General features: G+C 71.1%; 25 protein-coding genes. 16 read left to right on the forward strand and 9 right to left on the reverse strand.

The window, feature by feature from the left end; genetic code table 11:
* Positions 1-33: 33 nt before the first annotated feature.
* Genes AB0B45_RS24310 through AB0B45_RS24335 form a run of 6 tightly spaced genes read right to left on the reverse strand, consistent with a single transcriptional unit; the run spans position 34 to position 5,942 of the window.
* Positions 34-1,470, reverse strand: a complete 1,437-nt coding sequence (locus tag AB0B45_RS24310; protein ID WP_358134310.1) for an MFS transporter — start codon at positions 1,468-1,470, stop codon at positions 34-36.
* Positions 1,467-2,369 (reverse strand): SDR family oxidoreductase, encoded by a 903-nt coding sequence (locus tag AB0B45_RS24315; protein ID WP_358134312.1) that lies wholly within the window; start codon positions 2,367-2,369, stop codon positions 1,467-1,469. Before AB0B45_RS24315 ends, AB0B45_RS24310 begins: the two co-directional genes overlap by 4 nt.
* Positions 2,366-2,725, reverse strand: a complete 360-nt coding sequence (locus AB0B45_RS24320) for a VOC family protein (protein ID WP_358134315.1) — start codon at positions 2,723-2,725, stop codon at positions 2,366-2,368. The genes AB0B45_RS24315 and AB0B45_RS24320 overlap by 4 nt, the downstream gene beginning before the upstream one ends.
* On the reverse strand, positions 2,722-4,185 hold the full coding sequence (locus AB0B45_RS24325) for an FAD-dependent oxidoreductase (protein ID WP_358134317.1): 1,464 nt from the start codon (positions 4,183-4,185) through the stop codon (positions 2,722-2,724). Before AB0B45_RS24325 ends, AB0B45_RS24320 begins: the two co-directional genes overlap by 4 nt.
* A 1-nt stretch (position 4,186) precedes the next feature.
* Positions 4,187-5,413 carry a nitric oxide synthase oxygenase gene (locus tag AB0B45_RS24330; RefSeq protein WP_358134319.1) on the reverse strand — a complete coding sequence of 409 codons (1,227 nt, stop codon included), beginning with the start codon at positions 5,411-5,413 and terminating at the stop codon, positions 4,187-4,189.
* Between the two features lie 19 nt (positions 5,414-5,432).
* A complete protein-coding gene (locus AB0B45_RS24335; RefSeq protein WP_358134322.1) occupies positions 5,433-5,942 on the reverse strand; it encodes a winged helix-turn-helix domain-containing protein in 510 nt (169 codons plus the stop codon).
* A 191-nt stretch (positions 5,943-6,133) separates the two neighbouring features.
* Here AB0B45_RS24335 and AB0B45_RS24340 point away from each other — a divergent pair, with 191 nt between their 5' ends.
* The 5 genes from AB0B45_RS24340 to AB0B45_RS24360 all read left to right on the forward strand — a co-directional run bounded on the left by AB0B45_RS24340 (position 6,134) and on the right by AB0B45_RS24360 (position 10,552).
* Entirely contained in the window at positions 6,134-7,102 is a 969-nt protein-coding gene (locus AB0B45_RS24340) for an ATP-binding cassette domain-containing protein (protein WP_358134325.1), read from the forward strand.
* The gene (locus AB0B45_RS24345) at positions 7,099-7,866 is read left to right on the forward strand and encodes an ABC transporter permease (RefSeq protein WP_358134327.1); all 768 of its coding nucleotides are present in this window, start codon (positions 7,099-7,101) and stop codon (positions 7,864-7,866) included. The genes AB0B45_RS24340 and AB0B45_RS24345 overlap by 4 nt, the downstream gene beginning before the upstream one ends.
* A 123-nt stretch (positions 7,867-7,989) precedes the next feature.
* A complete protein-coding gene (locus AB0B45_RS24350; RefSeq protein ID WP_358134330.1) occupies positions 7,990-8,610 on the forward strand; it encodes a DUF6073 family protein in 621 nt (206 codons plus the stop codon).
* Positions 8,611-8,676: 66 nt separating this feature from the next.
* Entirely contained in the window at positions 8,677-9,960 is a 1,284-nt protein-coding gene (locus tag AB0B45_RS24355) for an MFS transporter (RefSeq protein WP_358134333.1), read from the forward strand.
* Positions 9,953-10,552, forward strand: coding sequence for a methyltransferase domain-containing protein (locus tag AB0B45_RS24360; RefSeq protein ID WP_358134336.1), 600 nt, complete (start codon positions 9,953-9,955; stop codon positions 10,550-10,552). The genes AB0B45_RS24355 and AB0B45_RS24360 overlap by 8 nt, the downstream gene beginning before the upstream one ends.
* A gap of 29 nt (positions 10,553-10,581) precedes the next feature.
* Here the strand turns inward: AB0B45_RS24360 and AB0B45_RS24365 are convergent, their stop codons facing one another.
* Positions 10,582-11,859 carry an AarF/UbiB family protein gene (locus tag AB0B45_RS24365; RefSeq protein WP_358134339.1) on the reverse strand — a complete coding sequence of 426 codons (1,278 nt, stop codon included), beginning with the start codon at positions 11,857-11,859 and terminating at the stop codon, positions 10,582-10,584.
* Between the two features lie 137 nt (positions 11,860-11,996).
* On the opposite strand from AB0B45_RS24365, the gene AB0B45_RS24370 reads away from it, so the two are divergent.
* Genes AB0B45_RS24370 through AB0B45_RS24420 form a run of 11 tightly spaced genes read left to right on the forward strand, consistent with a single transcriptional unit; the run spans position 11,997 to position 23,658 of the window.
* Positions 11,997-12,641 carry an O-methyltransferase gene (locus AB0B45_RS24370; protein ID WP_358134342.1) on the forward strand — a complete coding sequence of 215 codons (645 nt, stop codon included), beginning with the start codon at positions 11,997-11,999 and terminating at the stop codon, positions 12,639-12,641.
* Complete coding sequence (hppD, locus tag AB0B45_RS24375) at positions 12,638-13,651, forward strand: 4-hydroxyphenylpyruvate dioxygenase (RefSeq protein ID WP_358134345.1); 1,014 nt, start codon at positions 12,638-12,640, stop codon at positions 13,649-13,651. The genes AB0B45_RS24370 and hppD overlap by 4 nt, the downstream gene beginning before the upstream one ends.
* Positions 13,651-14,760, forward strand: a complete 1,110-nt coding sequence (locus tag AB0B45_RS24380) for an alpha-hydroxy acid oxidase (protein WP_358134348.1) — start codon at positions 13,651-13,653, stop codon at positions 14,758-14,760. The genes hppD and AB0B45_RS24380 overlap by 1 nt, the downstream gene beginning before the upstream one ends.
* A complete protein-coding gene (locus tag AB0B45_RS24385) occupies positions 14,757-16,070 on the forward strand; it encodes a PLP-dependent aminotransferase family protein (RefSeq protein ID WP_358134351.1) in 1,314 nt (437 codons plus the stop codon). Before AB0B45_RS24380 ends, AB0B45_RS24385 begins: the two co-directional genes overlap by 4 nt.
* A 5-nt stretch (positions 16,071-16,075) precedes the next feature.
* Positions 16,076-17,593 carry a 4-hydroxyphenylacetate 3-hydroxylase N-terminal domain-containing protein gene (locus AB0B45_RS24390; RefSeq protein WP_358134354.1) on the forward strand — a complete coding sequence of 506 codons (1,518 nt, stop codon included), beginning with the start codon at positions 16,076-16,078 and terminating at the stop codon, positions 17,591-17,593.
* A 17-nt stretch (positions 17,594-17,610) separates the two neighbouring features.
* Complete coding sequence (locus tag AB0B45_RS24395) at positions 17,611-18,402, forward strand: crotonobetainyl-CoA--carnitine CoA-transferase (RefSeq protein WP_358134356.1); 792 nt, start codon at positions 17,611-17,613, stop codon at positions 18,400-18,402.
* Positions 18,399-19,664: a cysteine desulfurase gene (locus AB0B45_RS24400; protein WP_358134358.1), complete on the forward strand. Its 1,266-nt coding sequence runs from the start codon at positions 18,399-18,401 to the stop codon at positions 19,662-19,664. Before AB0B45_RS24395 ends, AB0B45_RS24400 begins: the two co-directional genes overlap by 4 nt.
* Before the next feature lie 8 nt (positions 19,665-19,672).
* Positions 19,673-20,500: a class I SAM-dependent methyltransferase gene (locus tag AB0B45_RS24405; protein WP_358134361.1), complete on the forward strand. Its 828-nt coding sequence runs from the start codon at positions 19,673-19,675 to the stop codon at positions 20,498-20,500.
* Positions 20,497-21,630 carry a PLP-dependent aspartate aminotransferase family protein gene (locus AB0B45_RS24410; protein ID WP_358134364.1) on the forward strand — a complete coding sequence of 378 codons (1,134 nt, stop codon included), beginning with the start codon at positions 20,497-20,499 and terminating at the stop codon, positions 21,628-21,630. The genes AB0B45_RS24405 and AB0B45_RS24410 overlap by 4 nt, the downstream gene beginning before the upstream one ends.
* Entirely contained in the window at positions 21,627-22,505 is an 879-nt protein-coding gene (locus AB0B45_RS24415) for a homocysteine S-methyltransferase family protein (protein ID WP_358134367.1), read from the forward strand. The genes AB0B45_RS24410 and AB0B45_RS24415 overlap by 4 nt, the downstream gene beginning before the upstream one ends.
* Complete coding sequence (locus AB0B45_RS24420; RefSeq protein WP_358134370.1) at positions 22,459-23,658, forward strand: aminotransferase class V-fold PLP-dependent enzyme; 1,200 nt, start codon at positions 22,459-22,461, stop codon at positions 23,656-23,658. Before AB0B45_RS24415 ends, AB0B45_RS24420 begins: the two co-directional genes overlap by 47 nt.
* Before the next feature lie 25 nt (positions 23,659-23,683).
* Here AB0B45_RS24420 and AB0B45_RS24425 read toward each other — a convergent pair whose 3' ends face one another.
* Positions 23,684-24,370 carry a DUF899 family protein gene (locus AB0B45_RS24425; protein ID WP_358134373.1) on the reverse strand — a complete coding sequence of 229 codons (687 nt, stop codon included), beginning with the start codon at positions 24,368-24,370 and terminating at the stop codon, positions 23,684-23,686.
* Positions 24,371-24,382: 12 nt separating this feature from the next.
* The gene (locus tag AB0B45_RS24430) at positions 24,383-25,963 is read right to left on the reverse strand and encodes an alpha/beta fold hydrolase (RefSeq protein ID WP_358134376.1); all 1,581 of its coding nucleotides are present in this window, start codon (positions 25,961-25,963) and stop codon (positions 24,383-24,385) included.
* Positions 25,964-26,001 lie beyond the last annotated feature (38 nt).

Below are 26,001 nucleotides of genomic sequence, written 5' to 3' on the forward strand. Positions count from 1 at the left end.
ATCAGCCGACGCGGGCGGCGTCAGCCGTCGGGGTCAGCCAACGGGGTCAGGCGCAGCCGGAGACTCGTCGGCCGACATCGCGGCGGGCGCCTGCCGGGGCAGAGCGAGTGAGCAGACCGCGACAACGGCGGGGAACACCAGCGCGGCCAGGAAGCCGGCCCGGTATCCGGCCACCGCGGCGTCGGCGGCCCCGCCGGCGGCGGAGGCGGCCTGGACGGCGACGAGGTTGAGCGCGGCCAGCCCGAACACCCCACCCAGCTGCTGGGAGGTCGAGAGCAGCCCTGAGGCGAGCCCCTGCTGGTGGTCGGCGACGCCGGTGGTGGCCACGAGCATGCCGGGGGCGAAGCCCAGCCCGCCACCGATGCCGGAGACGAGCAGTCCTGGCACGACGTGCAGCAGGAAGCTGCCCTCAGCAGGGACGGTGGCCAGCAGCAGCGAGCCCGCGGCGATCAGGAGTGCGGAGGCGAGCAGCACGTTCCTGACGCCGAAGCGCTCGACAGCCGCCCCGGACTTGAGCGCCACGACGGTGATGACGGCGGACACCGGGGCGAAGCTGAGCCCCGCCTGCAGTGCGCTCGCGCCGAGCACCTGCTGCATCACCAGCGCGGCCAGGAATACGGTGGCCATGACGGTGGCGGAGGAGGCGAAGCAGATCACGTTGCCGAGGGTGACATGTCGGTTACGGAAGAGCGCGAGGGGAACGATCGGGTCCTGAACTCTCCGTTCGGTCACCCAGAACGCCCCGATCAGCACCACCGCGCCCAGCCCGAGCAACGCCACGGGGGCGGAAGGCCCTTGCTTCGCGGCCTGGGAGGCGCCGGTGACCACGAGCACGAAGGCGCCGGTGAGCAGCGCGGCGCCGACGACGTCGGGCCGCCCTGAGGCCCGGCCAGGAGCGGCGGAGACGCCGAGCAGGACGGCCAGCAGGACCAGGGCGGCGATCGGGAGGTTGACGAAGAAGATCCACTCCCAGCCGGCCAGGCCGATCAGCACGCCACCGAGCAGCTGGCCCGCCACCGCGCCACCGGCGGAGACGGCCCCCCAGACGCCCAGGGCCTTGGCCCTGCCCTCGCCTTCGCCGAAGCTGGTGGTGACGAGCGAGAGCGCGGCGGGCGAGACGAGGGCGGCGCCCAGGCCCTGCAGGCCGCGCGAGGCGAACAGCATCCAGCCGGTCTCGGCCAGCCCGCAGCCCAGGGAGGCGACCGCGAAGACGATCAGGCCGACCACCATCAGCTTGCGGGCGCCGAACAGGTCGGCCATCCGGCCCGCCGTGACCAGGAAGCCGCCGAACGCCAGCGCGTAGGCGGTCCCGACCCACTGGATGTCGGCCGGGCTGATCCCGAGGTCGGGCTGGATCGTGGGCAGTGCCACGGCCACCACGGCCACGTCGAGGATCAGCATGAACTGGGCCAGGCAGAGCACGGCGAGCAGGATGCCCGGACCGCGGCTCGTCGATTGCTTTGAGGTCATCTGTAGTCCTCCGGATTGATCTGTCCTTGCGATGGGCCGAACGCGACCTTGCGGTAGCGGCCCCAGTCGGGCCGGGACCCGTCGAGGTCGGTGAAGCCGTACTCGCCGGCCAGCTGCCATGAGGACAGCACGCGGCCGTTCCACCTGGCCACGTCCGGGTCCGTGGCGAGGGCCGCCACCGCCCTGCCCACGTAGTGGGGCGACTCGGCCAGCGCGAAGTGGCGATCCTTGGCGACGGCGTCGCGCCAGTTCTCCTCGGTGACGCCGAAGCCCTCCAGCATGGCCTCCGAGCGGAGGAAGCCGGGGGTGAGCGCGACGGCGGTGAGGCCGTGCTTGCCGAGATCCTCGCCGAGCACCCGGCCGAGTCGCCGCACCCCGGCCTTGACCACGTCGTAGAAGAGCGAGCCGTAGAAGTCGTCGCCGTCGCCGTCGGTGATCTCCACCACGAGCCCGCTGCCCCGCCGTACCATCAGCGGAACCAGGCGGTGCAGGGAGACCAGGTGACTCTGGATGCCGTTGCGCCAGGCGGTCAGGGCGTTCGCCAGGTCGTGCTCCCAGAACGGCTTGCCCCACTCCACGAGCGGGTCGCCGCCCCACACGTCGTTGACCAGGACGTCGAGCCTGCCCGCCGCCTCGGACTCCAGCCGCTCGCGGAGCGCGTCCACGTCGGTGGGCTCGGTGAAGTCGCAGCGCACGGGGATGCCGCGCCCGCCGGCCGCCTCGACGAGCTCGGCGGTCTCCTCGATGGTCTCGGGCCGTTTCATGGTGGAGGGCCGGTCGCGGGTGGACCGGCCCGCCGCGTAGACGGTGGCGCCCAGGGCGCCGAGGCTGACCGCGATGCCGCGGCCGGCTCCCCGGGTGGCGCCCGCGACGACGGCGACGAGGTTCGCGTGCGTCACAGCGCCCCCGCCCACAGCCCGAAGGCCAGCCCCGTGGGTTCGGTGAGGCAGGCGAAGGCACCCGATTCGTCATCGATGAAGGTGGGCGGGACGTCCACCCGCGCGCCGAGCCGGACGGCCAGGTCGACGGAGGCACGCAGGTCGTCCACGTAGGCGTAGACGAGGGTGCCGGGCGGGCCGCCGGGCGCCGAGTCCGTCGCGGTCATCATTCCGATCTCGTCGGCGCCGTTCCACACGGTCACGCCGAACGACTCGAACGGTTTGAAGTTCCAGCCGAGCAGCACGCCGAAGAAGGCGGTGGCCGCTTCGAGGTCGGGGGTGCGCAGCTCGAACCAGTCGACACGTCCGGGGATCATGACACGCCTCCGTAGTGGCGGTGCGAGGCGACGAGGTAGTCGGTGACCAGCTTCTTGGCGTCGGGGTCGCTCATGATCGCCAGGATGATCTCCGGCGCCAGCCCGACCGGGTGCGCCAATCCGTCGTAGAAACTCCTGGCCGCCGCCTGGTAGTGGTCTTCGAACAGGGAGGTGTCGGTGTGGGACGGGAGCCTCAGCCCTGCCTCGATGGCCGCGGACACGCCGTGGAAAGCGAACTCCTTCACCGCCTCCTCGACGGTCAGCGACTCGATCGGCCGCCGCTCGGGCGTGAAGTGCGGCAGCGTCTCGGCCAGGCTCGCGCCGCCCAGCAGGTCGTCGACCACGAGCCGGGCGATCTCGGGAGAGCAGTGGAAGCCGTCCCTGTAGGTGCCGGCGACCACCGTGAGCCCTGCCGCGGAGGCGCGTCCGATCAGGGGGTAACCGTCGACCGCCACCGGCCGGTTGCCGACCAGCCAGCGGCGCACGTCGGAGAAGAACAGCCGCTGGTCGAGCTGCTCGCGGGCGACCTGGACGAGGAACTCGCTCATGCCGACGTCCTGGACGTAGGCGGGCGCGCTGTAGACCAGATTGGTGGCGCCGATGTACTCCACGCCGTCGCCCTGCGGGACCAGGTGCAGGCCGCAGGAGCCCGAACGGTTGGGCGTACGGACCACGTGCTGGAAGCCGGGGTGCGCCTGCCGTACCGTCTCCACGGCGATGCCCTTGCCGCACAGCACGGGCGGCACGCTGCCGGGCGGCAGGATGTCGAGGAGGGGTCGGCTGAACGCGCCCGCGGCCAGCACGACGCTGTCACCGGCCAGCACCTCGCCCCCGGCCAGCCGCACACCGGTGACCCGCCCGCCGCTCGTCTCGACCCCGGTGATCTGGGCGTCGACCGTGCCGACGGTCAGCTCCGACAGCGCCCGCTCGAGCGCCGCGAGCACCTCGCGGGCGTCGATGGCACCCTCTCTGGGCAGGTGTACGGCACGCAGCGGCCTGGCCTCCGCCACTGGCCGCAGACCCACCACGTCCTGGGGGTCGATCTCCTCGTGCGGCTCGTCGAACTTGGCCGCAGCGCTCAGCAGGGCGGCGAAGTTCTCGTCGTCGAGGTGCCCGGACTTCGCGTTCAGCAACACCGTGGTGCCGGTGGGCGCGCCGCCGCCGAGATCGCCGTTCCCTGACGCCTCCGCCAGCCCGGCCCGCCAGTCGGGCCAGGCGTCCAGGGCGTCCTTGCAGAGCTGGAACTTGGCCTGCCCGGCGGGCGAGAGCAGGGTGTACTTCGTCACCTCGCCGAAGCAGTTGAGCATGGCGCCCGCGGCGACGGACGCGGCGCCCGCCCGCTGTGCGGGGCCCACGACCAGGACGCTGGTGCCGGGGGCTCGCCTGGCCAGTTCGTAGGCGATGGACATGCCGATCACACCGTTGCCGACGACGATGACGTCGGCTCTTCGTGCGCTCATCTCATGGCTCCCAAGGGTCGAAGGATTGCGAGAAGACCAGGGCCGATCCGTCGGAGACCAGATGGCCGGCGCCGGTGCGGATCTCGGAGGGGAGGAAGTTGGGCAGCAGGTGGCCGGTGTCGTAGTAGCGGTGGAACACCGGGGTCTGCGAGCCCGACATCGGCGGGACGATCCAGCTCCAGTCCGCCGGGCACCTGCGGCCGGCCCGCTCCTCACGGTTCAGATGGTTGATGAAACGCTCCGATTCGGTGTGGTGGTCGGTGATGGTCACCCCCGCCCGGTGGAAGGAGTGCAGCACCGCGCGATTGACCTCGACCAGCGCGCGGTCCCTCCACAGGTGGTGTTCGGCCGAGGTGTCCAGGCCGAAGAGCTCGGCCACGGCGGGCAGCACGTCGTACCTGTCGCGGTCGGCGAGGTTGCGTGCGCCGATCTCGGTGCCCATGTACCAGCCGTTGAAGGGGGCGGCGGGGTAGTCGACGCCGCCGATGCGCAGCACCATGTTGCTGATCGCGGGTACGGCGTGCCAGCGCAGGCCGAGGCCGGCGAAGGCGGGCTCTTCCGGGTGCGCGATGGGCACCTCGAGCACGGCCTCGGGTGGCAGCTCCACCAGGAGCGGGTCGCGGCCGGACGAATGAATGATCAGGGGCAGCAGGTCGAAGGGGCCTCGCGGTTCGGGCGGCCGCCAGCCCAGCGCCGCCGAGGCCGCGGTCAGCCCGACGTTGTGCGGGTCGCCGACGACCCCTGAGGGCGTGCGGTATCCGGCATACCTGATGAGCTGGTCGTTGCGGATGCGAGGCCCGGGACGGCCGGGCTGGTCGGGCGCGAACACCGTGATGACCGGGCGGATCCGGCCGCCGTTGGTCGCGGAGTCCAGGTGTTGCAGGCATCCGGCCGCGACTCCTTCGGCGTCGCCGGCCAGGCGCCGGTCGAGCACCTTGAGACTGCGCCAGTAGAGCCGCCCTATGCAGCGGGCGGAGTTGCGCCAGGCCACCCGCGCGCCGAAGGTGAGCTCGGCCTGGGTGTGCCAGTAGGTGCCCGAGTCCTCGATCTGCGCGCGCACCTGCGCCAGCCGCCCGGCCAGGCCATGGCCGCCCAGCTGTTCGTGATGGTAGAGACTGATGAAGCGCTCCGCCTCGGCCAGCAGGCGCCTGACGGCGAGGTCACGCCGCTCCCTGACGGGCCACAGCGTGGCCGTGCGCGGCGCAGGCGCGGCGCTCTTCCCGCTCACGGTCACTTCGGCCCTCCGGTCAGGCTTCGTGGAGCTCAAGCTGGTAGCCCAGCCCCCAGACGGTCCGGATCACCAGGCCGAGGGGCTGGATGCGCCTGCGGATCCGCATGATGTGCAGGTCGAGCGCGTTGCGCAGCGACCTGCCCGACCGCTCCGGCAGGCACTGTTCGAGTTCTTCGCGTCGCACCACGTCTCCGAAGCAGTTGACCAGGCACTGGAGGAGGTCAGCCTCCGTCGGGGAGATCGCCGCGGACCGGGAGGCGTATCTGATCACCCCGATGGGGTCGATCTCCGGCACCCGGTCGACCCGCACGCGCGCCCGCAAGGTGGCGACCCGCGCCTCGAGATCGTCGCGGCTGATGGGCGGGCGGACCCAGTCCTCCTTGACGTCACCGCAGAACGGCGGCTTTGAGCCGCCTTCGACGATCAGCAGCCGCGGCACGCCCAGGCTTCGGAAGTACTCGCGGCGGCTCTCCTCGGCGGGCCACCGAACAAGTACGACGTCGATGTCCTTGTGCGTGGACCGCATGTGATCCCACCCTTTGTCGGCCGGTTCGTGCGTACCCATCGGCAATTCGGACTCTAACAAAGGCACTACATATTCTTGAACCTACCCGAATGGCCATGCCCAGCCGTACGCCTTTGGGCGGAGATGCGTAACCTTTCATCCGCTAACAGATTCTTTAGCGGAATAGGGGGCGAAAGGCTTTAATCCGGAGCATGCGACCGGAAGCCTCCGCGATAGCGGTCGAGGGCCTCGTCAAGTCCTACGGGCGCACCGCCGCGCTGCGGGGACTGACCATGCGCGCGGCACGCGGGACGGTGGTCTGCTTGATGGGCCCCAACGGCGCCGGCAAGACCACCGTGATCCGCGTCCTGTCCACCCTGACCAGGCCGGACGGCGGCCGGGCGCGGGTGTGCGGTCAGGATGTGGTCGAGGCCGCCGACCGGGTCCGCGCGCTGATCGGCCTGACCGGCCAGGACGCCGCGGTCGACGAGCACCTCACCGCGACGGAGAACCTCTGGCTCTTCGCGCGGTTGAACCGGCTGGCCCGCGGCCCCGCGCGGAGCAGGGTCGCCGACCTCATCGAGGCGTTCGATCTCGGTTCGGTCGCTTCGCGTCCTGTACGGACCTACTCCGGCGGCCTGCGCAGGCGGGTGGATCTGGCGGCCGCGCTGGTCGCGGCGCCGCCCGTACTCTTCGTCGACGAACCGACGACGGGTCTGGACCCACGCAGCCGCAGGACGCTGTGGGAGTTGATCCGCGCCAGGGCGCGGGCGGGCTCCACGATCCTGCTGACCACGCAGTACCTGGAGGAGGGCGACCAGCTCGCGGACCGCATCTACGTGGTGGACCAGGGCCGCGCGGTCGCCGAGGGCACGCCGGACGAGCTGAAGGCCAGGATCGGCGGCGAGCGCATCGAGGTCACTCTGGCCCATCCGGCCGGTCTCCGCGTGGCGGCGGCCGAGCTCGAGACGCTGCTCGGCGGCCGTCCCGAGGTGGACGAGGCCGCCCTGACCGTGAGCGTGCTCACCGACGACCGGCCTGGCGTGCTCTCCCGAGCGGTGCGCGGGCTGGACGAGGCGGGGGTGGACGTGACGGATGTACGGCTGCGCAGGCTCACGCTCGACGACGTGTTCTTCGCCTTCACCGGCGCCGAGCCCACCGCGAACGGACACCGGCGGTGACCGCGGTCGCGGTCGAGGTGGCCTCGCTGGTCCGCCGCAACCTCATTCACCTGCGGCGGCGCCCCGAGCTGCTGGTGTTCTCGATCGTCGAGCCCGTGGTGCTGGTGCTGCTGTTCCGCTATGTCTTCGGCGGAGCCGTCGGTCTCAGCACGGACCTGGCCTATCCCGACTTCATGGTGCCGGGCATCCTGGTGCAGACCGTCACGCTGGGCTCGATCACCATCGGCGCGGGCCTGGCCCAGGATCTGCGGCTGGGGCTGATGGACCGGTTCCGGTCACTGCCGATCTGCAGGGTCTCCGTGGTGGCCTCGCACGCGCTGGCGGGACTGCTCCGGAGCACGGTGGTGGTACTCGTGATGGCCCTCGTCGGGGTGGCGGTGGGCTTCCGGCCCGCCGCGAGCCCGTCGCAGGCGCTGCTGGTGCTGATCCTGCTGTGGTCGTACGGCGTGGCCATGGCCTGGGTGACGCTGACGCTCGCGCTGATCCTGAGGAGTGTGGAGGCCACCGAGACCATCGGGCTCGGCCTGCTGTTCCCCCTGACGATGCTGAGCAGCGCCTTCGTGCCCATCGAGACCCTGCCGGGCCCCCTGCGCGCCTTCGCCGCCCACCAGCCCGTCACCGCGGCCATCGACGCGACTCGCGCGCTGCTGCTGGACCGGCCGGTGGGCGGTGCTCTGTGGGCGACCGTGGCGTGGTCGCTGGCCATCGTCGCGGCCCTCGCGCCGGTGACGGCCGTACTCTACCGGAGCCGCATTGACAGATAACTTTTCATGTAGCGAGACAATTACATATATGTGGCCAATGTAGAGGAAGCCTCCCTCTTGACGCCCTCTATTCGCTAGATAAATCTAAAGCGAAAGCACCACGGCCAACCACAGGAGCAGAGCATGACCCTGAACTACTTCCCCCCCGCCGGCACCGACTACCTCCGGCTCTGGACCGACGCCGTCATCGAGCTGGCGGGCGGGCAAGAGACCATCGAGGCTGACGGCTGGTTCTGCGTGACCCGCAGCAACCCCGAGCGGCAGAACCCGAACGCGATCGTCACGCAGATCATCCAGATGCACCTGCCCGGCCGCAGCGAGCACCTCGGCGACTTCGTCTTCAGCCTCAACCCGCAGATCCCCACCATGGGCGAGGAGACCACCTTCGCGGTCAACAAGTTCGACAGCCGGTTCAAGGGCTACTTCAACGTCTACTTCCAGCTGGAGCTGCTGGACCAGGGCAAGACGCTGATCAACAAGGAGCCCGTCGTGATCGAGGGCGTCTTCGGCGCCCTGCCCCCGATCGGCGCCATCGGCGAGATGGCCCCCGGCGACCGCGTCGGCATGTACGACAAGGACAACCCGGACTCCGAGCCCGTGATGTACATGCTGGCCACCAGGAAGATCGTCGGCCAGTACGTCACCGGCGACTACGCCGCCCGCAAGGAGGACTTCCTGGCGGTCAAGGAGCAGGCCGCCGAGTTCGCCCGGACCGGCAGGATCGGCTCCATCGCCGAGGTGTGAGGTCCGACTCGATTCGAGGCGGGGGCGCGTGGCGACCCCGCCTCACAGTGTGTGCGAGGAGGAAGTGTGGACACCGGTACGACCGGCCGCCGCTGGAGCCCCGTCCCGCCCGGCTACCGCCCGGTCCTGCGCAACCGCCGGTTCATGCGGTTGCTGCCAGGCCTGCTGATCTCCAGATTCGGCGACGGCATGGGCGGCGTGGCGCTGACCTGGCTGGCCTTGCAACTCGCCCCCGCCGATCAGCGCGGCCAGGTCGTGGGGCTGGCCCTGGCCGCCTACGTGCTACCCGGGGCGTTGTCCGGGCTCCTGCTGGGCCGGTGGTGTGCCCGCCTCGACAGCCGCACGCTGCTGATCACCGACGCGCTGCTGCGCACCGTACTGCTGTCGTCCGTCATGGTGTTGCACCGGTTCGAGGCCCTGTCGGCCTTCGGCTACATCGGCATCCTCGCTGTCTCCTCCCTCTTCCACACCTGGGGCATGGGGGCGAGGACCGCGGTCGTCGCCGAGCTCGTGGACGAGGAGGACGACCGGCGCGCGGCCAACTCCCTGCTGTACTCGGGCAGCCAGCTCAGCCTGATCCTGGGCCCGGCCGTGGCCGGTCTGCTCGCCACGCTGGTCGGCCCGGACGCGGTGCTGGCCGCCAACGGGCTGTGCTTCCTCGTGCTGGCCGCCTCGCTGGTGGGCTTCCCCAGGCTCGGCAGGCCTCCGGCGGAGGAGGCCGACGGGCTGGGCAGCATGCTCCCCGGGTTGCGCGCCCTGTTCGGCAACGTACGGGTGGCCACGCTGATCGTGATGACCTTCGTGGTGGCTGTCATCGCCACCCCCGTCGACGTCGCCCTGCCGGTCTATGTGGCCGACATCCTGGGTGGTTCGGCGAGCACGCTCGGCCTGTTCTGGACGCTGTACGGCGTGGGCGGCCTCGTGGGAGCGATCCTGGGCGGCGCCCTGCGCAGGATCCCGCTGTGGCCGGCCACCATCGCCATCGCCTTCGGCTGCGGCGCCGCGGTGCTGCCGCTGGGGCTGGCGGCCATGCTGCTGCCCGCCCTCATCGGCTTCGCCATCAGCGGCTTCGTCTTCGCGCCCTACCCCGCTCTGTCCATCACCCTGCTCCAGCAGTCCGTTCCCGCCGCCGCGATGGTGGCCGCGGGAACCGCCTGGTCGAGCATGATCCTGGTGGCCGAGCCGATCGGCGCGGCCCTGGGCGGCGCCATGGTGCAGCGGCTCGGGCCGCAGCCCACGATCCTCATCTCCGCCTTCGCCATGATGGGCGTGGCCCTGCTGGCCTGTCTACCCTCCCTCCTCTCGCGCCTGATCCGCAGGCCGCAGCCCACCGGAGCTAGCGATGCGTGACACCGGCTCAGTGGCCCAGTTCAACCGCATGGCCCGCCGCTACGACAGCAGTCCTGGTCAGTTCGGCTGCCGCCGCGCCGACCCCGACGTGCTCGCGGCGGCGGCGGACCTGTCCCCCGAAATGGTGCTGGACGTGGGCTGCGGCACCGGACGGCTTCTGGCCATGGCCGCCGGCCGGTGGCCGCTGGCGCTGCTGCACGGCGTGGATCCGGCGAGCGAGATGATTCGCGTTGCGGGTGAGAAGCTGCCGGGGGCACGGCTCCACGTGAGCGGCGCCGAGCGGCTGCCGTTTCCGAACGACAGCTTCGACCTGGTGCTCAGCACCACGGCGTTCGGCCACTGGCAGGACCAGCCCGCCGGGTTGCGGGAGATCTCCCGTGTGCTGCGCCGTACCGGCCGCCTCGTGCTGGCCGAGCATCGGCCGCCGCCGCGCTGGGCCCGCCCGCTCCTGCGCCTGATCGGCGGCGAGCTGCCCGCGCACCGCGCCCCGGAGGAGCTGCGACACCTGCTGACGCAGGCGGGTTTCGAGGTGCGGAGCATCGGGCGGGTGCGGGGCGGCCTGGTCCTGGCGGTCGCCGAGCCGGGGAGCTGACCGGCTCCCGCGGCGAGGGCGGGAGCCGGTCAGCTCGCCTTGCGCTGTATCGGCACGCCGGTCAGCAGCGCCTTGAACAGCACCGGCTTGGCCTCGTTCTGGAAGTCCACGTCCGCGTGGAACTCGTTGATCATTCCTTCCAGCACCAGCAGGGACAGCAGCGGGAAGACGAACTCGGGGGCGGCGTACAGGCCGCTGCGGCGCTGCAGGTCGAAGAGCTTGGCGGCGAAGGGCGCCAGGCGGAAGTCGCGGGCCGAGAGGCTGGCCGCACTCGCGACCAGCGCCCCGATGCCCTCGCGGAAGGCGTCCAGATCGGCGTGCTCGCCGATGCTCCTGGCGCTGCGGATGACGATGTCGGCGCAGTAGGGGCCGTTGCCTCGCGCCATGTTGAGGAAGAACTCGGCGAACAGGCGGCGAACCCTCGGCTCCAGCCGGACCACGAAGCCCGCGTCGAGGATGACGATGCCGCCGTCCTGCGCGATGTACAGGTTGCCGGGATGCAGGTCACAGTGCACCAGGCCGTGGACGAAGAGCATGCGGTAGGCACACCGCAGCACCCGCTTGACCACCAGCTCGGCCACCTCGGCCGGCAGCTCTTCCGGCCGGATCCGCCGCAGGTCAGGCAGGTACTCCATGACCAGCACGCCCTCGGCTCCCGCTTCCCGCACGGGCTCGGGTACACGCAGGTAGGTCAGGTCCCCGAGGTTCCGGCGCAGCGAGTCGAGCGCTTCGGCCTCGGCCTCGAAGTCGAGCTGGGCCAGCACGGCGTCCCGGCACTGCCGTACGATCTCGCCCGCGGGCAGGCCGCGCATACCGGGCAGGCGTTCCATGAGGCGGGCGCCCGATTCGGCCAGGGCGAAGTCGGCGCGCATGCGCGGACCGATCCCCACCCTGCGCACCTTGACGGCGACCTGCCGCCCGTCGGCCAGCACGGCCCGATAGACGCACGCGATGCTGCCGCTGGCGACCGGTTCCCAGTCGAAGTCGGCGAAGGGCCAGGGGCGGCCCGCGTAGGCCGACCGCACCGCCGCCTCGGCATCCTGCGCGCTCATCGGCGCCACCTGGTCGTGGAGCCGGCCGAGCGCCTCGCAGATCTCTCGCGGCAGAAGATCCTGCCGGGTACTGAGCAACTGCGCGCCCTTGACGAAGCTGGGCCCCAGATCGGTCAGCATCGTGCGCAGGTGCTTCCTGAACACCGCGCGACGGGCTCCCGAGCCGCTCAGGGCGAGCGCAGGCAGAGCGGCGCAGCCCCTGCGCACGGTGACTGCGGCGATGGCAAGGGCACGGCTCCAGGTTCGAAATGCCATTGCGGGCCCCTCGGTCGGCGGTGTCCTCCAGCGTGCCGCATATACGAATAGCAATAGCCATCGATTGCTGGATCTCGAAAGATTCCACCTATTTCCGAGAAGCGCGCCATATATCTACTGATATGCAACCAATCACTTTGCCCGGCATCGAGGAATACGCTCTTGCGCACACCACTCCGGACCCCCCGAGCCTGCTGTCGCTCGCCGCGGAGACCCAGGCCAGGTGTGAGCGGCCGCACATGATGGTGGGGCCGGTGGAAGCGCGGTTCCTGCAATTCCTGGTCTGGGCGCTACACCCCAGGACCATCCTGGAAATCGGCACATTCACCGGCTATTCCGCGTTGTCCATGGCCGGCGAGTTACCGCCCGACGGGCACATTGTCACTTGCGAACTCAGCCAGGAGCACGCCGACATAGCGCGCAAGCACATCGCGACGGCGGGCCACGAGGACCGCATCACAGTTGTCGTCGGCCCGGCCATGGAGACGATCCGCACGCTGCCCGGCCCCTTCGACCTGATCCTGCTGGACGCCGACCAGGCTCACTTCCCCGAGTACCTGGACGAGCTCGTGCCGAAGCTCGGGGACAAGGGCGTGCTCGCCGTCGACAACACCCTCTGGAGCGGGGCCGTGCTCGACAAGTCAGACACGCTGGACAGCACTGAGGGCATCCGCCGCTTCAACGACCTCGTGGCCGCACGTACGGACCTGATCTCGGTGCTGCTCAGCGTGCGGGACGGGCTGACCCTCATCCGCCGCGCTCCGGGAGGAACACCGACGTGACCCCGCACGCCATCGACCACCTCGAGCTGTTCACCGGCGAGCCCGCCCGGCTGACCGCCTACCTGAGAGACGGCCTGGGCTTCGCCGAGCACGCCGACGCGCCCTTCCCTGGCGAGGACCGCACATCGGTGCTGCTCACCCAGGGACGAATCGAGCTCGTGGTGAGCGCGCCGCGGCAGCGGGGGCGGGCCGCCGCCTTCGTCGCCAGGCACGGCGAGGGGGTCGCCGACATCGCTCTCCGCGTCGCCGACGCGGAGGCCGCCTTCGACTCGGCCGTCGCGCGCGGGGCCAGGCCCGTGCGGGAGCCCACGACGTTCGGGCAGGCGGTCATCGGGGTCGTGGCCGGGCCGGGAGACATCGTGCACTCGCTCGTCGAGAGGCCGGAACGCGAGCCCTCGGGAGCCGGCCCGCTGCGCCTGGTCGACCACGTCGCCATGTGCCTGCCCGCCGGGATGCTCGCCCCCTCCACCAGGTTCTACCGTGACGTCTTCGGCTTCGACACGATCTTCGAGGAGAAGATCGAGATCGGCGATCAGGGCATGGATTCCAAAGTGGTGCAGAGCCCGTCGGGCGGCATCACCTTCACGCTGATCGAGCCGGACATCGCCCGCGCCCCCGGGCAGATCGACGCGTTCCTCGACCGGCACGGCGGCGCGGGAGTGCAGCACGTGGCGCTCATGACCGAGGACATCGTGAGCTCCGTGGCCGAGCTCGAGGGCCGCGACGTGGAGTTCCTCTCCGCCCCGCTGCGCTACTACGACACCCTCGCGGAGCGCGTGACCACCGTGACCGACCGCATCCAGGTCCTGCGCGAGCGGAACGTGCTGGTGGACCGGGATCACTGGGGTGTGCTGCTGCAGATCTTCACCAAGCCCGTCCATCCCGCCGGCGCCTTCTTCTTCGAGCTCATCGAGCGGCGACAGGCCAGGACGTTCGGCAGCGGCAACGTCCGCGCGCTGTACGAAGCCGTGGAGCAGGAGCGCCGGGCCTCCCTCGCGGCGAACCCGTGATGACGACCTCCGCGCTCGGCCAGGAGCCCTCCGTCGCCCTGCGGACGGAGGACTTCGCCGTCCTGGCCCAGGCCCGGCTCGACCCCGCCGTCTGGGACTTCCTGTCCGGCGGCAGCGGCGCGGAGCGCACGCTCGCCGACAACCTGCGGGCGTTCGACGCGGTACGGCTGCGCCCGCGGATCCTGACCGGCACGGCCGAACCGGACACCGGCGTCGACCTGTTCGCGCACCGGTGGCCGGTGCCCTTCGCGATCGCCCCCGTCGCGTGCAACCGGCTCCTGCATCCGGAGGGAGAGGTCGCCACCGTGCGGGGAGCGGGAGCGCTCGGCGCCGTCACGATCGTGCCCATGCTGGCCAGCCGGACGCTGGAGGACATCAGGGCGGCGGCCGACGCTCCGCTGTGGCTGCAGCTCTTCTGGACCAGGGACCGCGCCCTCATGACCGAACTCGTCGAGCGGGCCGAGAGTGCCGGATACGGCGCTCTGGTCATCACCTCGGACATGCCCGTGATGGCCAGGCGTCTGCGTGACCTGCGCAACCGCTTCGTGATCGAGCCGGAGTTCGGCCCGGTCAACCTCGGCTCCGCCGGGGTGCAGGCGCGCGGAGGCGAAGGCGAGTCGGGGGTGCGCGCGCACGCGGCCAAGACCTTCGATCCCACCGCCACCTGGCGCGACCTGGAGTGGCTGCGCTCCACCACCCGGCTGCCCTTGATCGTCAAGGGGGTGCTCACCGAGCGGGACGCGGAGCTGGCCGTCCGGCACGGCGCCCAGGGTGTCGTGGTCTCCAACCACGGCGGGCGGCAGCTGGACGGGGCACAGGCCTCGCTCACCGCCCTGCGCGAGGTGACGCGCGCGCTCGGCGGCCGAGTGCCGGTGTTCGTGGACGGAGGTGTGCGGAGGGGCGTCGACGTGCTGGTCGCGCTGGCCGCCGGGGCCGACGCGGTGCTGCTCGGCCGCGCACCCATGTGGGGCCTCGCGGCGGCGGGCGGGCTTGGCGTGCGAGAGGTGCTCGCGCTGATCCTCGAGGAGCTGAGAGAGGCCATGCGGCTGTGCGGTGCCGCCACCACGGCGGATCTCGGTCCGGACCTTCTCTCGTGGAGCGCGCCATGACCGCGCTGCTCAACGAGATCCCAGCCGAGGACCTGTGTCCCGCGCTGAGGCATCCCGTGCTGAGGTCGGCCATCTTCCTCAACGAGGTCTCCAGCCGCTACCCGGAGGCGATCTCCCTGGCCGCCGGCCGGCCGTACGACGGCTTCTTCGACCCCGCCGAGCTCGGCGACAACCTGCGGGCCTACCAGGAGCACCTGACCGGGCGCGAGGGTCTGTCCCCCCGCGAGGTCACCCGCCGCCTCTTCCAGTACGGCAGGACCGCCGGGCACATCCACGACCTGATCGCCGAACTGATCGCCAACGACGAGGGCATCCACGTGCCGCCCGAGTCGATCGTCGTGGTCAACGGGGCGCAGGAAGGCATGCTGATCACGCTCAGAGCGCTCTGCAACGTCCCCGGCGATGTGCTGCTCACCACCTCTCCCGCCTACATCGGCATTCTCGGGGCGGCCAGGCTCCTCGGCATCAGGAGCGCCGCGGTGGCCGAGGACGAAGACGGCGTGGATCCGGCGGCCGTCGCAGCCCTGGCGCGGCGCCTGCGCGGCAGCGGACAGCGCCCCCGTGCCCTGTATCTGGTGCCCGACTTCTCCAATCCCAGCGGCCACACGCTCAGCGCGGAGCGTCGCGGAGCTCTGCTGGAGGTGGCCGAGGAAGAGGGGCTGCTGATCCTGGAGGACAGCCCCTACGGCTTTCTCGCCGACCCCCCGCTGCCCAGCCTCAAGTCGTTGGACACCTCGGGCCGGGTGATCCACATCGGCTCCTTCGCCAAGACGTGCTTCCCCGGTGCGAGGGTCGGCTACGTGGTCGCCGACCAGGTGGTACGGCACGCCGACGGCTCGCGGTCCACGCTGGCGGACCAGCTCGCCCTGATCCGAAGCATGATCACGGTCAACACCTCGTCGGTGGCCCAGGCCGTGATCGGCGGCATCCTCGTGCGCGCTCGATGCCGGCTGCGGGAGCACAACGCCGAGCGGATCCGCTTCTATCGCGAGAACCTGGCCGCCCTGCTCCGCGCACTGGACCGCCGGCTACCGGGTGACCTCAGGCACCGGCTCGGAGTGTCGTGGAACGCCCCTCGCGCCGGCTTCTTCGTGGTCCTGAAGGTGCCCTTCCCAGCGGACGAGAACCTGCTCACCGTCTCCGCGCGCGACTACGGCGTGGTGTGGACGCCCATGAGCTACTTCTTCGCCGACGGCGGCGGACACCGCGCGATGCGGCTGTCCTGCAGCTCGGTGAGCGCCACCGACCTCGAAGAGGGGGCGCGCCGACTTGCCCTGCTGGTGCTCGACACCGCCCAGATGAGGAGATGATTGCCATGGCTGCTGATGGAACGGCGATCCGGCGGCCGTTGACCGGCGACGAGTATCTGCAGAGTCTCCGCGACGGACGGGAGATCTGGATCCACGGCGAGCGCGTCAAGGACGTGACGGAACATCCCGCCTTCCGCAACAACGCCAGAACCATCGCCGGTCTCTACGACGCCCTGTGGGACTCCCCCGACAGGGACGTGCTGACGACGGAGACCGACACCGGCAACGGCGGCTTCACTCACCGGTTCTTCCGCTCCCCCGCCGACGCCGCCGAGCTGCGGCAGGGCCGCGACGCGATCGCCGCCTGGCAGCGGCGGGTGTACGGCTGGCTGGGCCGCTCCCCCGACTACAAGGCCTCCTTCCTGGCCACCCTCGGCGCCAACGCCGACTTCTACGGCGAGTACGCGGGCAACGCCCGCCACTGGTACCGCCTGGCGCAGGAGCGCGTGCTGCATCTCAACCACGCGCTCGTGCACCCGCCGGTGGACCGGCACCGGTCCCCGGACGAAGTCGCCGACGTCTACGTGCACGTCGAGCGGGAGACCGACGAGGGCATCGTGGTGAGCGGCGCCAAGGTGGTGGCCACCGGCTCGGCCCTGACGCACTACAACTTCATCGCCCACCACGGCCTGCCGGTGAAGGAGAAGCGGTTCGGCGTGGTGTTCATCGCCGCCATGGACACTCCCGGCGTCAAGCTGCTGTGCCGCCCCTCCTACGAGCTGGCCGCGGCCACCGTGGGCAGCCCGTTCGACTACCCGCTCGCCAGCCGCATGGACGAGAACGACACGGTGATCGTCTTCGACCGGGCGCTGATCCCCTGGGAGAACGTGCTGATCTACGGCGACGTGGAGAAGGCCAACACCTTCTTCCACAACTCCGGCTTCCTGCCGAGGTTCGCCCTCCACGGCGTCACCCGGCTGGCCGTGAAGCTCGACTTCATCTGCGGGCTGCTGATCAGGGCAGTGGAGATCAACGGCACCGACGACTTCAGGGGCGTCCAGGCCAACATCGGTGAGGCCATGGTCTGGCGGCACCTGATGTGGGCGCTGTCGGACGCGATGATCCAGGGCTGCCGCCCGTGGAACGAGCGTTTCGTGCAGCCCAGCGAGGAGTACGCGCTGGCCTACCGGGTGCTCGCCCCCATCGCCTACGGCAAGGTCAGGGAGCTGGTTCTGCACACCGCGGGCAGCGGGCTGATCTACCTCAACTCCGGCGTGGCCGACTTCCACAACGAGGAGATCCGGCCGTATCTGGACCAGTACCTGCGCGGATCGCACGGGCACACCGCGGAGAACCGGGTCAAGGTCATGAAGCTGCTCTGGGACGCGGTCGGCAGCGAGTTCGCCGGGCGGCAGGAGCTGTACGAGCGCAGCTACGCGGGCAACGCGGAGGAGAACCGGGTCCAGGTGCTGCGCAAGGGCAAGGCCGCGGGAGTGGCGGGATCCATGCTCGACCTCGTCGACCTGTGCCTGTCCGAATACGACCTCACAGGCTGGATCACCCCCCGCCTGGCCGGTCCCTGATCATCCGTGGGGGAAAGGTGACCGACCAGCCGCTGATCGATGGCCCCGAGCTGGTGGCCGTGGCACAGAAGTACGTCGACGGTGCCTCGGTGTTCGCGTCGGGGCGTCAGCCGCTGTCCAGGCTCTCCTCGGTCACCCTCGACCTGGATCTCGACTACTGCGTCGCGGTCGCCGACCACTACGACCGCGCCCCCCGCATGGCCTACTCCCCCGCGGTCAGGCGAAGTTACGACCGCATGAAGGAGGAGAACGCCGATCAGTTCCACGCGATCACCGCGGCCGGGATCGAGGTCGAGCCATGGCTCGGCTCAGGCCAGCCGTACCGGAACTCGCTCGACCTGCGGGCCGGGGTGCTCGAGACGGGCCGGATCCACGTCTTCCTGACCCGTGCGGGGCACGGCCCCGGCGGGATCCACGGCTACCACCCGCTCAGGGAGGGCTCCGGGATCGTGATCCGGGGCGTCGAGTTCACCCACAACGACATCTTCCGCGTCGTGCACGACGTCTTCGGCCACGTCATGCCGGGCAACAGCTTCGGCCCCCGGGGTGAGCTGCTGGCGGCCTACTGCCACATGCACATGTACTCCGACGACGTGCATCCGGTCATCTTCATCGAGCACGTCGGCCAGATCTGCTGGTTCTTCTACGGGCCGCACCTGCGTGACGCGGCGGGACTGCTGCCCGGGCCGGGCGAGCCCGGCTACGTACCGCCTCCGGCCAGGCCGTACGCCACGCAGAAGGTCTTCCCCTTCGAACGGAAGTACATCGACAGGTTCCACAGCATGTTCTCCACACGGGAGTTGGGATGACACACAGTCTGGAGCACTTCGTCCTGTCCGAGGCGGTCAGGGAGGACTTCCCCTTCCTTCGGCAGGGCGAGCCGCTCATCTACCTCGACAACGCCGCGACGACGCAGAAGCCGCGGGCCGTCCTCGACGCGTTGATCGACTATTACACCCGGAGCAACAGCAACGTCGGGCGCGGCTACTACCGGCTGAGCATGGAGTCGACCGAGCGCTACGAGCACGCCAGGGCGGTCGTCCAGCGCGCCGTCGGGGCCCGGCACCCCGAAGAGGTGATCTTCACCAGGAGCACGACCGACGCCACCAACCTCGTGGTCGACACACTTGGCAGGCGGCTGGTACGGGCGGGCGACGAGGTCGTGGTCACCGGCATGGAGCACAACTCCAACCTGCTGCCCTGGCGGCGGCTGTGCGAGGAGACCGGAGCCGAGCTCGTCGTCGTGCCCGTCAATCCCCAGGGCCGCGTGGACACCGCCGACTTCGCCGCCGTGCTCGGGCCGCGCACCCGGCTCGCGGCCGTCGCGCACGTCTCCAACGTGCTCGGCACGGTCAACCCGGTCCGAGAGTTGATCGCCGAGGCGCATCGGCACGGCGTCATCGTCATGGTCGACGGCGCCCAGGCGGTGCCCCACCGGCCGGTGGACCTCGCCGAGCTGGAAGCCGACTTCTACTGCTTCTCCGGGCACAAGGTCTACGGGCCCATGGGCATCGGCGTGCTGTACGGCAGGCGAGAGCTGCTCGCCGAGCTGCCGCCCTACCAGGTGGGCGGGGGCACGGTGAAGGGGGTGACCTTCGCCGAGCCGGTCGAGTACGTGCCCGTGCCCAACCGGCTGGAGGCGGGCACCCCGCACGTGGCGGGGGCGGTGGCGCTCGCGGCCGCCTTCGAGTACCTGGAGGGCCTGGGCTGGGAGGCCGTGCGGCGGCACGACGAGACACTGGTGCGCACGACACTCGAGGCCGTGGCCGACCTGGAGGGCGTGCACGTCGTCGGCGATCCCGGCAGCGACCCCTGCGGGATCGTCTCCCTCGCCTTCGAGGGCCTGCACCCCTACGACGTGGGCGGCCACCTCGACAGGCACGGCATCGCCGTCCGCTGCGGCGTGCACTGCGCCAGCACCTTCCTCGACCACCTCGGGCTGGTCGGGACCGTTCGCATCTCGTTCGGCGTGTACAACACGCCGGCGGAGATCGAGCGGCTTCACGAGGTCCTGTCGACCGTCGAGCCAGGCTTCTGGTCGCTTGAGCAGCCGACCACCCGATTCCTCTGAGGTGCGCCATGACATCGGTCGTGAACGAGCAGCGCGAGATCTGGGACGCGGTCAGCGAGGGCTGGCGGCGCTGGCAGAACGTCTTCGAGCGAGGAGCGGCGTCGGTGAGCTCGGGGCTCGTGCGCCTGGGCGGCCTGCGCCCAGGCCAGTCGGTGCTCGACGTCGGGACGGGGCTGGGTGAACCGGCCCTCACCGCCGCCGCAGTGGTCGGGCCGCGGGGCAGGGTGGTCGGGATCGACGTGTCCCCTGCCATGATCAGCGCCGCTCGCGCACGGGCGGCGCACGTGCCCTTCGCGGAGTTCTTCGTGGGCGACGTGACCACGGCGGCGCTCGCGCCGGGCAGCTTCGACGCCGTGCTCAGCCGGTGGGGGCTGATGTTCGCGGCCGACCGCGTCGCCACGCTGCGTGCGCTGGCCGGGCTGCTCAGGCCCGGTGGCGTGCTCGCCGCGGCGACGTGGGCACCGCCGCCTGCCGTACCCATGATCAGTCTTGCCTTCCGCGTCATCGCCGAGCGGCTCGCGCTGGCTCCTCCGCCCCCGGGTCTGCCCGGCCCCTTCTCCATGTCGGACCCGAAGGAGGTGGCCGCCGATCTCGCGGAGGCAGGCTTCACCGAGGTCACCGTCACCGAACAGAAGGTGCCGTTCGTCATGGAGTCGGTGTCGCACTTCGTGGCCTTCTCCAGGGACGTGCTCCCACCTAGGATGCGCTCGCTCGTGCGGGAGGCGGCCGACCCGCGGATCTGGGACGCGGTCGCCGAGGCGGCCGCGGCCCACGCCACGCCGGACGGATCGCTCGACCTCACCTCGACCTGCCTGTACGTGCGAGGTGCCCGGTGAGGCTCGACACCAAGCTGATCCACGCCGGACGCCCCAGGGAACCGGGCACCGGAGACGTGATCCCGCCGGTGCACCTGTCCGCCACCTACGACCGGCGGCTGCAGGACCCGCCGCAGTACTTCTACGGCCGCGGCGAGAATCCCACCCGCGAGGATCTCGAGCTCTGCCTGGCGGCACTCGAGAACGCCGCGTTCGCCACCGCCTACGCCTCCGGGCAGGCCGCCGCGACCGCGGTGGTGAGCCTGCTGTCTCCGGGAGACCGGGTGGTCTGCTCCGACAACGTCTACAGCGGCACCCGGTCCCTGCTGGAGTGGATCGGTAAGTACGGCATCGCCGTCGAGTACGCCGATCTGGCCGCGCCGGCCCTGGTCGAACGTGCGGTCCAGGGTGCCGACCTGGTCTGGGTGGAGAGCCCCACCAACCCGCTGATGAGGATCGCCGACCTCGACCTCGTCTGCCGCGCGGCCCACACCGCGGGAGCCACCGTCGTCGTGGACAACACGCTCGCGGGTCCGCTGCTTCAGCAGCCGCTGAGCTGGGGCGCGGACATCACGCTCTACAGCACCACCAAGTCCATCTCGGGGCATCTCGACGTTATCGGCGGCGCGCTCGTCTACAACCGTCCGGAGCTGCACGACCACCTGCTCGCCCACCGCACCGCCACCGGCGGCGTCCCGGGGGCGCTGGACTGCTTCCTGATCCACCGCGGCCTCAGGACCCTGTCGGTCCGGGTGGAGCGGCAGGTCCGCACCGCCGAGGCGATCGCCGCGACGCTCAGCGGCCACCCGTCCGTTCCCCTGGTCCACTACCCCGGACTGCCCGGCCACCCCCAGTACGACGTCGCCAAGCGTCAGATGTCCGGCCCCGGCTCGGTGCTGAGCTTCGAGTACGCCGGCGACCCCGTCGAGTTGATGGCCCGGCTGCGCTTCTTCGGCTGCGCGGTGAGCCTGGGCGGCGTGCACTCCCTGATCGAGTGCCCCGCCATGATGACCCAGCGTCCTGTCCCCCGCGAGGTACGGCTCCGCATGGGGCTGTCCGATCGCCTCATCCGCCTGTCGGTCGGACTGGAGGACCAGCGCGACCTTCTGGAGGATCTGCTGGAGGCCATGCGAGGAGCGGACCCGCCATGATCCTCCTTGACGGGGCGGTGGCCACGGAGCTGGAGCGGCGCGGGCTGCCCATGGCCGCGCCATGGTGGACCACCCGGGCCCTGCTCACCGAGCACGGCCGCGGACTGCTGCGTGCCGTCCACCGGCGATACCTGGAGGCGGGAGCCAGGCTGCTGACCGCCAACACCTTCCGCTGCAACCTGCGGGCGTTGCGGCGGGCAGAGCTGGACGAGCGGCAGGCGGGCCACATGGTCCGGCTCGCCGTGGATCTGGCGCGGTCGGCGCGGAACGGTCACGACGACGTGGTGGTGGCCGGTTCGATGGCCCCGGTCGAGGACTGCTACCGGCCCGACCTCGTCCCCTCCGACGCCGAACTCCGTACCGAGCACGGGTGGATGGCCGGGCAACTGGCAGCGGCGGGGGCCGACCTCGCCCTGATCGAGACGGTCAACACCGTACGCGAGGCGCGGGTCGCGGTGGAGGAGGCGCGAGGCGCGGGCCTGACCGCCTGGGTCAGCTTCGTCTGCGGTCCCCGCGCCACCCTGCTGTCGGGCGAGCCCGTCGCCCGCGCCGCCGAAGCCGTGCGGCACGCGGGCGCCGCGGCTGTGCTCGTCAACTGCACCTCGCTGGATGTGGCGCGCGACTGCGTCGCCGAACTCGCCGCCCTCGGCACGGGCGCCGTCGGCGTCATGCCCAACCTCGAACCGCGCAACGGCCCCCCTGTGCCACCCGAGCGCTTCGCCGCGCTGATGTCGAGTTGGCGCCGGCGGTACGGCCTGGCTCTGCTCGGCGGCTGCTGCGGCACGACCCCTGCCCACATCACGGCCCTGAACGGATGGGAAGACGCACATGATGGACTGGCGGCAGGTCCGCGAGCTGTTCACGATCGACCCTGACCTCATCCACCTGAACACTGCGGGCCTCGGCTCGGCGCCGCGCCCCGTGCTGGACGTCATCGGCAGCGCCGACCGGGTCTACGCCAGGTCGCCGCGCGACCCGTTCGCCGACACCGCGCTCACCGAAGTGAGGGAGTCCCTGGCCGGAGGGCTGGGGTGCCAGAGCGACGAGCTGGCGATCGTGCCGAGCGCCACCGACGCCAACGCCCGGATCCTGGCCGGGCTCGACCTGCGCGAAGGCGACGAGATCATCACCACCGACCACGAGTGCTACACCGTGCGCGCGCCGCTCTGCCAACTGCGCGACCGTCGTGGCGTCGTCCTGAGGGAGCTCACCCCGCCGGTCGGGGCGGGGCAGCGAGCCGAGGAGATCGTCGAGCTGGTGCGGTCGGCGATCACGCCGCGCACCAGGGTGCTCCAGTGGGCCGGGATCACCCTGACCACCGGAGCCGCCTTCCCCACGGCCGAGCTGGTCGACCTGGCGCGGCGGCACGACCTGGTCGCGGTGCTCGACGGCTCTCAGGTGCTCGGCCACTTCCCCATGCGGCTCCGGGACCTCGGTGTGGACTTCCTCAGCGCGTCGGGGTCGAGATACCAGTGCGGCCCCATGGGCACGGGCCTGATCTATGCGCGCAACCGGCCCCTTCCCCTGCCGGTCTTCTGGCCGGTCGTCTCCCTGCTCTACCCGCTCCGAGACGGCCTGCCTCCCCGGCCCCACGACCTCGGCCGCATGCTCCAGCAGAGCGACTCGGCCGACCTGTCGCGAGCGCAGGGCCTGCGCATCGCCTGCGAGCTGTGGGACCGAATCGGCCGCGACCGCATCCAGCGCCACGTCCTGGAGCTGAGCACCCACCTCAAGGAGCGCATCGTCGGTCACTGGGGGCGGGCCGCCCTCTTCAGCCCCATGGACGACCCGCGGCTGCACTCGGGTCTCGTGGCCTTCGACCCCTTCCGCGACTCCGCGAACCTCGGCGTATTCGTCCAGCTCAAGCGGCAACTGGCCGATGAGCACGGGATCACCGTGGAAATCACCCGCTTCGCCCACCCCGGCGTGCGGGACGAGCTGCCCGCGGTGCGGATCTCCCCGCACCTGTACAACGACGTGGAGCAGCTCGACAGGGCGATCGAGACAATGATCAAGCTCTGCCCCTGAGGGCGGGAGCGGGCCGACGACACCCTCAGCGGGCCTGGCGACTGGGATACCAGTCACCACGGCCCTGCGGCAGCAGGTCCAGCAGCGACCAGGTCGCGCAGAGCAGGTCGAGGCCGCGAGCGTCACCACCGTCACCCGGCTGGTACGGCTCGTCCGCCGGGTCGCTCAGCATGGCCGAGCCCTGCCAGGAGATCCTGATTCGCCCGTCGGACCTGTCGTAGACGGTCACCACGGGTTCGAGGTCGCCGGGATGCGCGCGCAGCCCGAGGCGGTCGGTGAGGTCGCCGGGCTGGGTGGAGTAGACGGGAACCCACCGCCACCGCCGGCGCCGCGCCACCTCGGCCAGGCGCGCGGACCCTGCGGGCGCCATGACGGCCACCGCCGTGCGCTCGAGCAGGTGCGGGGCGACGGCGTCGATACCGTCGACCCACATGGAGCACAGGGGGCACGGCTCCGGCCAGCCCTCGTCGAACATCATGTTGTAGACGAGCAGCGTGGGATGGTCGCCGAACAGCCCGCTCAAGCGCACCGGCGAGCCGTCGAGCGCGGTGAGCGAGGGGTCCTCGTCCAGCTCGGGTCCTCTGGGCAGGGCGCGCCGCCGCGCGGCCACCTGCTCCCCCAGATCACGCAACCGGCGCTCGGCGCTCAGCAGTTCGGCCCGCGCCTTGACGTACTCGGGCGTGGCCGACTCGAACAGACCGGGACGTGGCACCTCGACTCCACCTCACCACATGATCGGGGACAACCAGCTCAGAACCCAGGCCACGGCCCCCGCCTGCACGAGCGCGGCGAGCCTGTGGTCGCGGCCCAGCGCGTACAGACCGTAGGCGGCCAGTTCGAGCAGGAGCAGGATCGGCCCCAGCACCATCACGTACAACCCCAGCATGCCAGGCAGCACCCCGGTGATGACGCCCATCAGGACAACGGCGAGCACCAGGAGGCGGGCGGCGAGCGACCTGGCCGAGGCGGCCGGCGGGCGGCCGCGGCGCAGCATCCGGTCGACGGCCAGGAAGAAGGGCAGCATCAGGGCGGCCGCGAGCACCCAGAGCAGCACGCGTTCGGGGGTGGGCACCAGGCCGTGCGTCACCGCCCCGAGCGGTGTCAGCAGCACGATCACGCCCACGAGGACCAGAGCGGCGGGCGCGAGCATGTGCCGTAAGGAGGACGACGCTTCCTGAGCAGGGAACCAGCGCCGCACCGGAGTGAGCCTGCCCACGGCGAGGAGGATCGTTCCTGCGATGCCCAGCAGCAACGCCAGCGCGCCGCCCGCCTCCAGGCCGAGCAGGTGGCCCGCGTCGCCCCAGGCCAGCCACGGCAACGGCAGCAGCAGCGCGCCGCCCACGAGCAGGAGGCCGAGCGAGGGGCGCCCCGTTTCGGCAGGCGGCCGGCTGCTGCGGGCCAGCGCTCCGCCGACGAAGCCTACGAGCGTGAGAAGGACGGCGGCGCAGAGCAGGTAGAGCATCGTCAGCGAGGGCCGCCGATCCGCGGCCCCTGACGCCGTGGCGGGATGGCCGGTCACCTTCGCCACCCAGTCCACCACGTAGCCGGCGGTCAGGCCCGAGAAGAGCATTGTCAGGTGGTTGGTCCCGGCCACCTCCCGCAGGGCCACGGCAGTGCCCTGGGCCTGGTCGCCGTGGACCTGACCGTAGGAGAGCGGGGCGCCCGACCACAGGCGTGCCGTACGCTCGGCGCCCTCCCGCACGACGCCCGCGTCGCCCTCCGCCACCACGAACAGGACGTTCCTCGCTCTGGCGCCTGCCTCGACGCCTCCCATGGCGCCGCCCATGGCGACGGTCGCGACGGGCCGTCGATCGCGCACCGCGAAGTCGAGCACTCCTGCGGCGCCCATCGAGTGGCCGACGACGACGACCTTGGCAGGGTCCACGTAGGGCACCGTGCCCAACCAGGTGAGGACCGCGTCGAGATCGGAGCGCATGCCCTCGAACCCGGCGGACTGGTGTCGTTCGGTGCTCAGGCCGTGGCCGCGGAAGTCAAAGGTGACCACCGCGTACCCCGCGGCGGCGACGCGCCGCGCGAGCACGCTCATGGTGGCCTGATCAGCCGAGTGGCCGTGCGCCAGCACGACCACGGGCGGCCTGCTCCCCGGCGGAGGCGGGTCGGGCATGCCCAGGACGCCCGGAGCCGTGACCGCGCCAGGCACGTAGAGCGTGGCAGGCACACGACCGTCGACGAGCACCGGGCGGTGGGGCACGCCGCCGCGCTCCTCCGCGCCCAGCGCGAGGGCCAGCCAGCCGCCGACCGCCACGGACACGAACGTCACCAGAGCGACAAGAGCTCTGTTCACCGGGTCTCCTTGGGGGTACGGCGGCCCGCCGGCCGAAG

This window comes from Nonomuraea sp. NPDC049152 (genome assembly GCF_040648355.1).
In the GTDB taxonomy this organism is placed as follows: domain Bacteria; phylum Actinomycetota; class Actinomycetes; order Streptosporangiales; family Streptosporangiaceae; genus Nonomuraea.

Coding starts and splice junctions, on each gene's coding strand:
- AB0B45_RS24340 (WP_358134325.1), top strand. CDS start 6,134: ATGCGACCGGAAGCCTCCGCGATAGCGGTCGAGGGCCTCGTCAAGTCC.
- AB0B45_RS24380 (WP_358134348.1), top strand. CDS start 13,651: ATGACGACCTCCGCGCTCGGCCAGGAGCCCTCCGTCGCCCTGCGGACG.
- AB0B45_RS24335 (WP_358134322.1), bottom strand. CDS start 5,942: ATGCGGTCCACGCACAAGGACATCGACGTCGTACTTGTTCGGTGGCCC.
- AB0B45_RS24360 (WP_358134336.1), top strand. CDS start 9,953: ATGCGTGACACCGGCTCAGTGGCCCAGTTCAACCGCATGGCCCGCCGC.
- AB0B45_RS24405 (WP_358134361.1), top strand. CDS start 19,673: ATGACATCGGTCGTGAACGAGCAGCGCGAGATCTGGGACGCGGTCAGC.
- AB0B45_RS24400 (WP_358134358.1), top strand. CDS start 18,399: ATGACACACAGTCTGGAGCACTTCGTCCTGTCCGAGGCGGTCAGGGAG.
- AB0B45_RS24320 (WP_358134315.1), bottom strand. CDS start 2,725: ATGATCCCCGGACGTGTCGACTGGTTCGAGCTGCGCACCCCCGACCTC.
- AB0B45_RS24390 (WP_358134354.1), top strand. CDS start 16,076: ATGGCTGCTGATGGAACGGCGATCCGGCGGCCGTTGACCGGCGACGAG.
- AB0B45_RS24385 (WP_358134351.1), top strand. CDS start 14,757: ATGACCGCGCTGCTCAACGAGATCCCAGCCGAGGACCTGTGTCCCGCG.
- AB0B45_RS24310 (WP_358134310.1), bottom strand. CDS start 1,470: ATGACCTCAAAGCAATCGACGAGCCGCGGTCCGGGCATCCTGCTCGCC.
- AB0B45_RS24365 (WP_358134339.1), bottom strand. CDS start 11,859: ATGGCATTTCGAACCTGGAGCCGTGCCCTTGCCATCGCCGCAGTCACC.
- AB0B45_RS24325 (WP_358134317.1), bottom strand. CDS start 4,185: ATGAGCGCACGAAGAGCCGACGTCATCGTCGTCGGCAACGGTGTGATC.
- AB0B45_RS24350 (WP_358134330.1), top strand. CDS start 7,990: ATGACCCTGAACTACTTCCCCCCCGCCGGCACCGACTACCTCCGGCTC.
- AB0B45_RS24420 (WP_358134370.1), top strand. CDS start 22,459: ATGATGGACTGGCGGCAGGTCCGCGAGCTGTTCACGATCGACCCTGAC.
- AB0B45_RS24415 (WP_358134367.1), top strand. CDS start 21,627: ATGATCCTCCTTGACGGGGCGGTGGCCACGGAGCTGGAGCGGCGCGGG.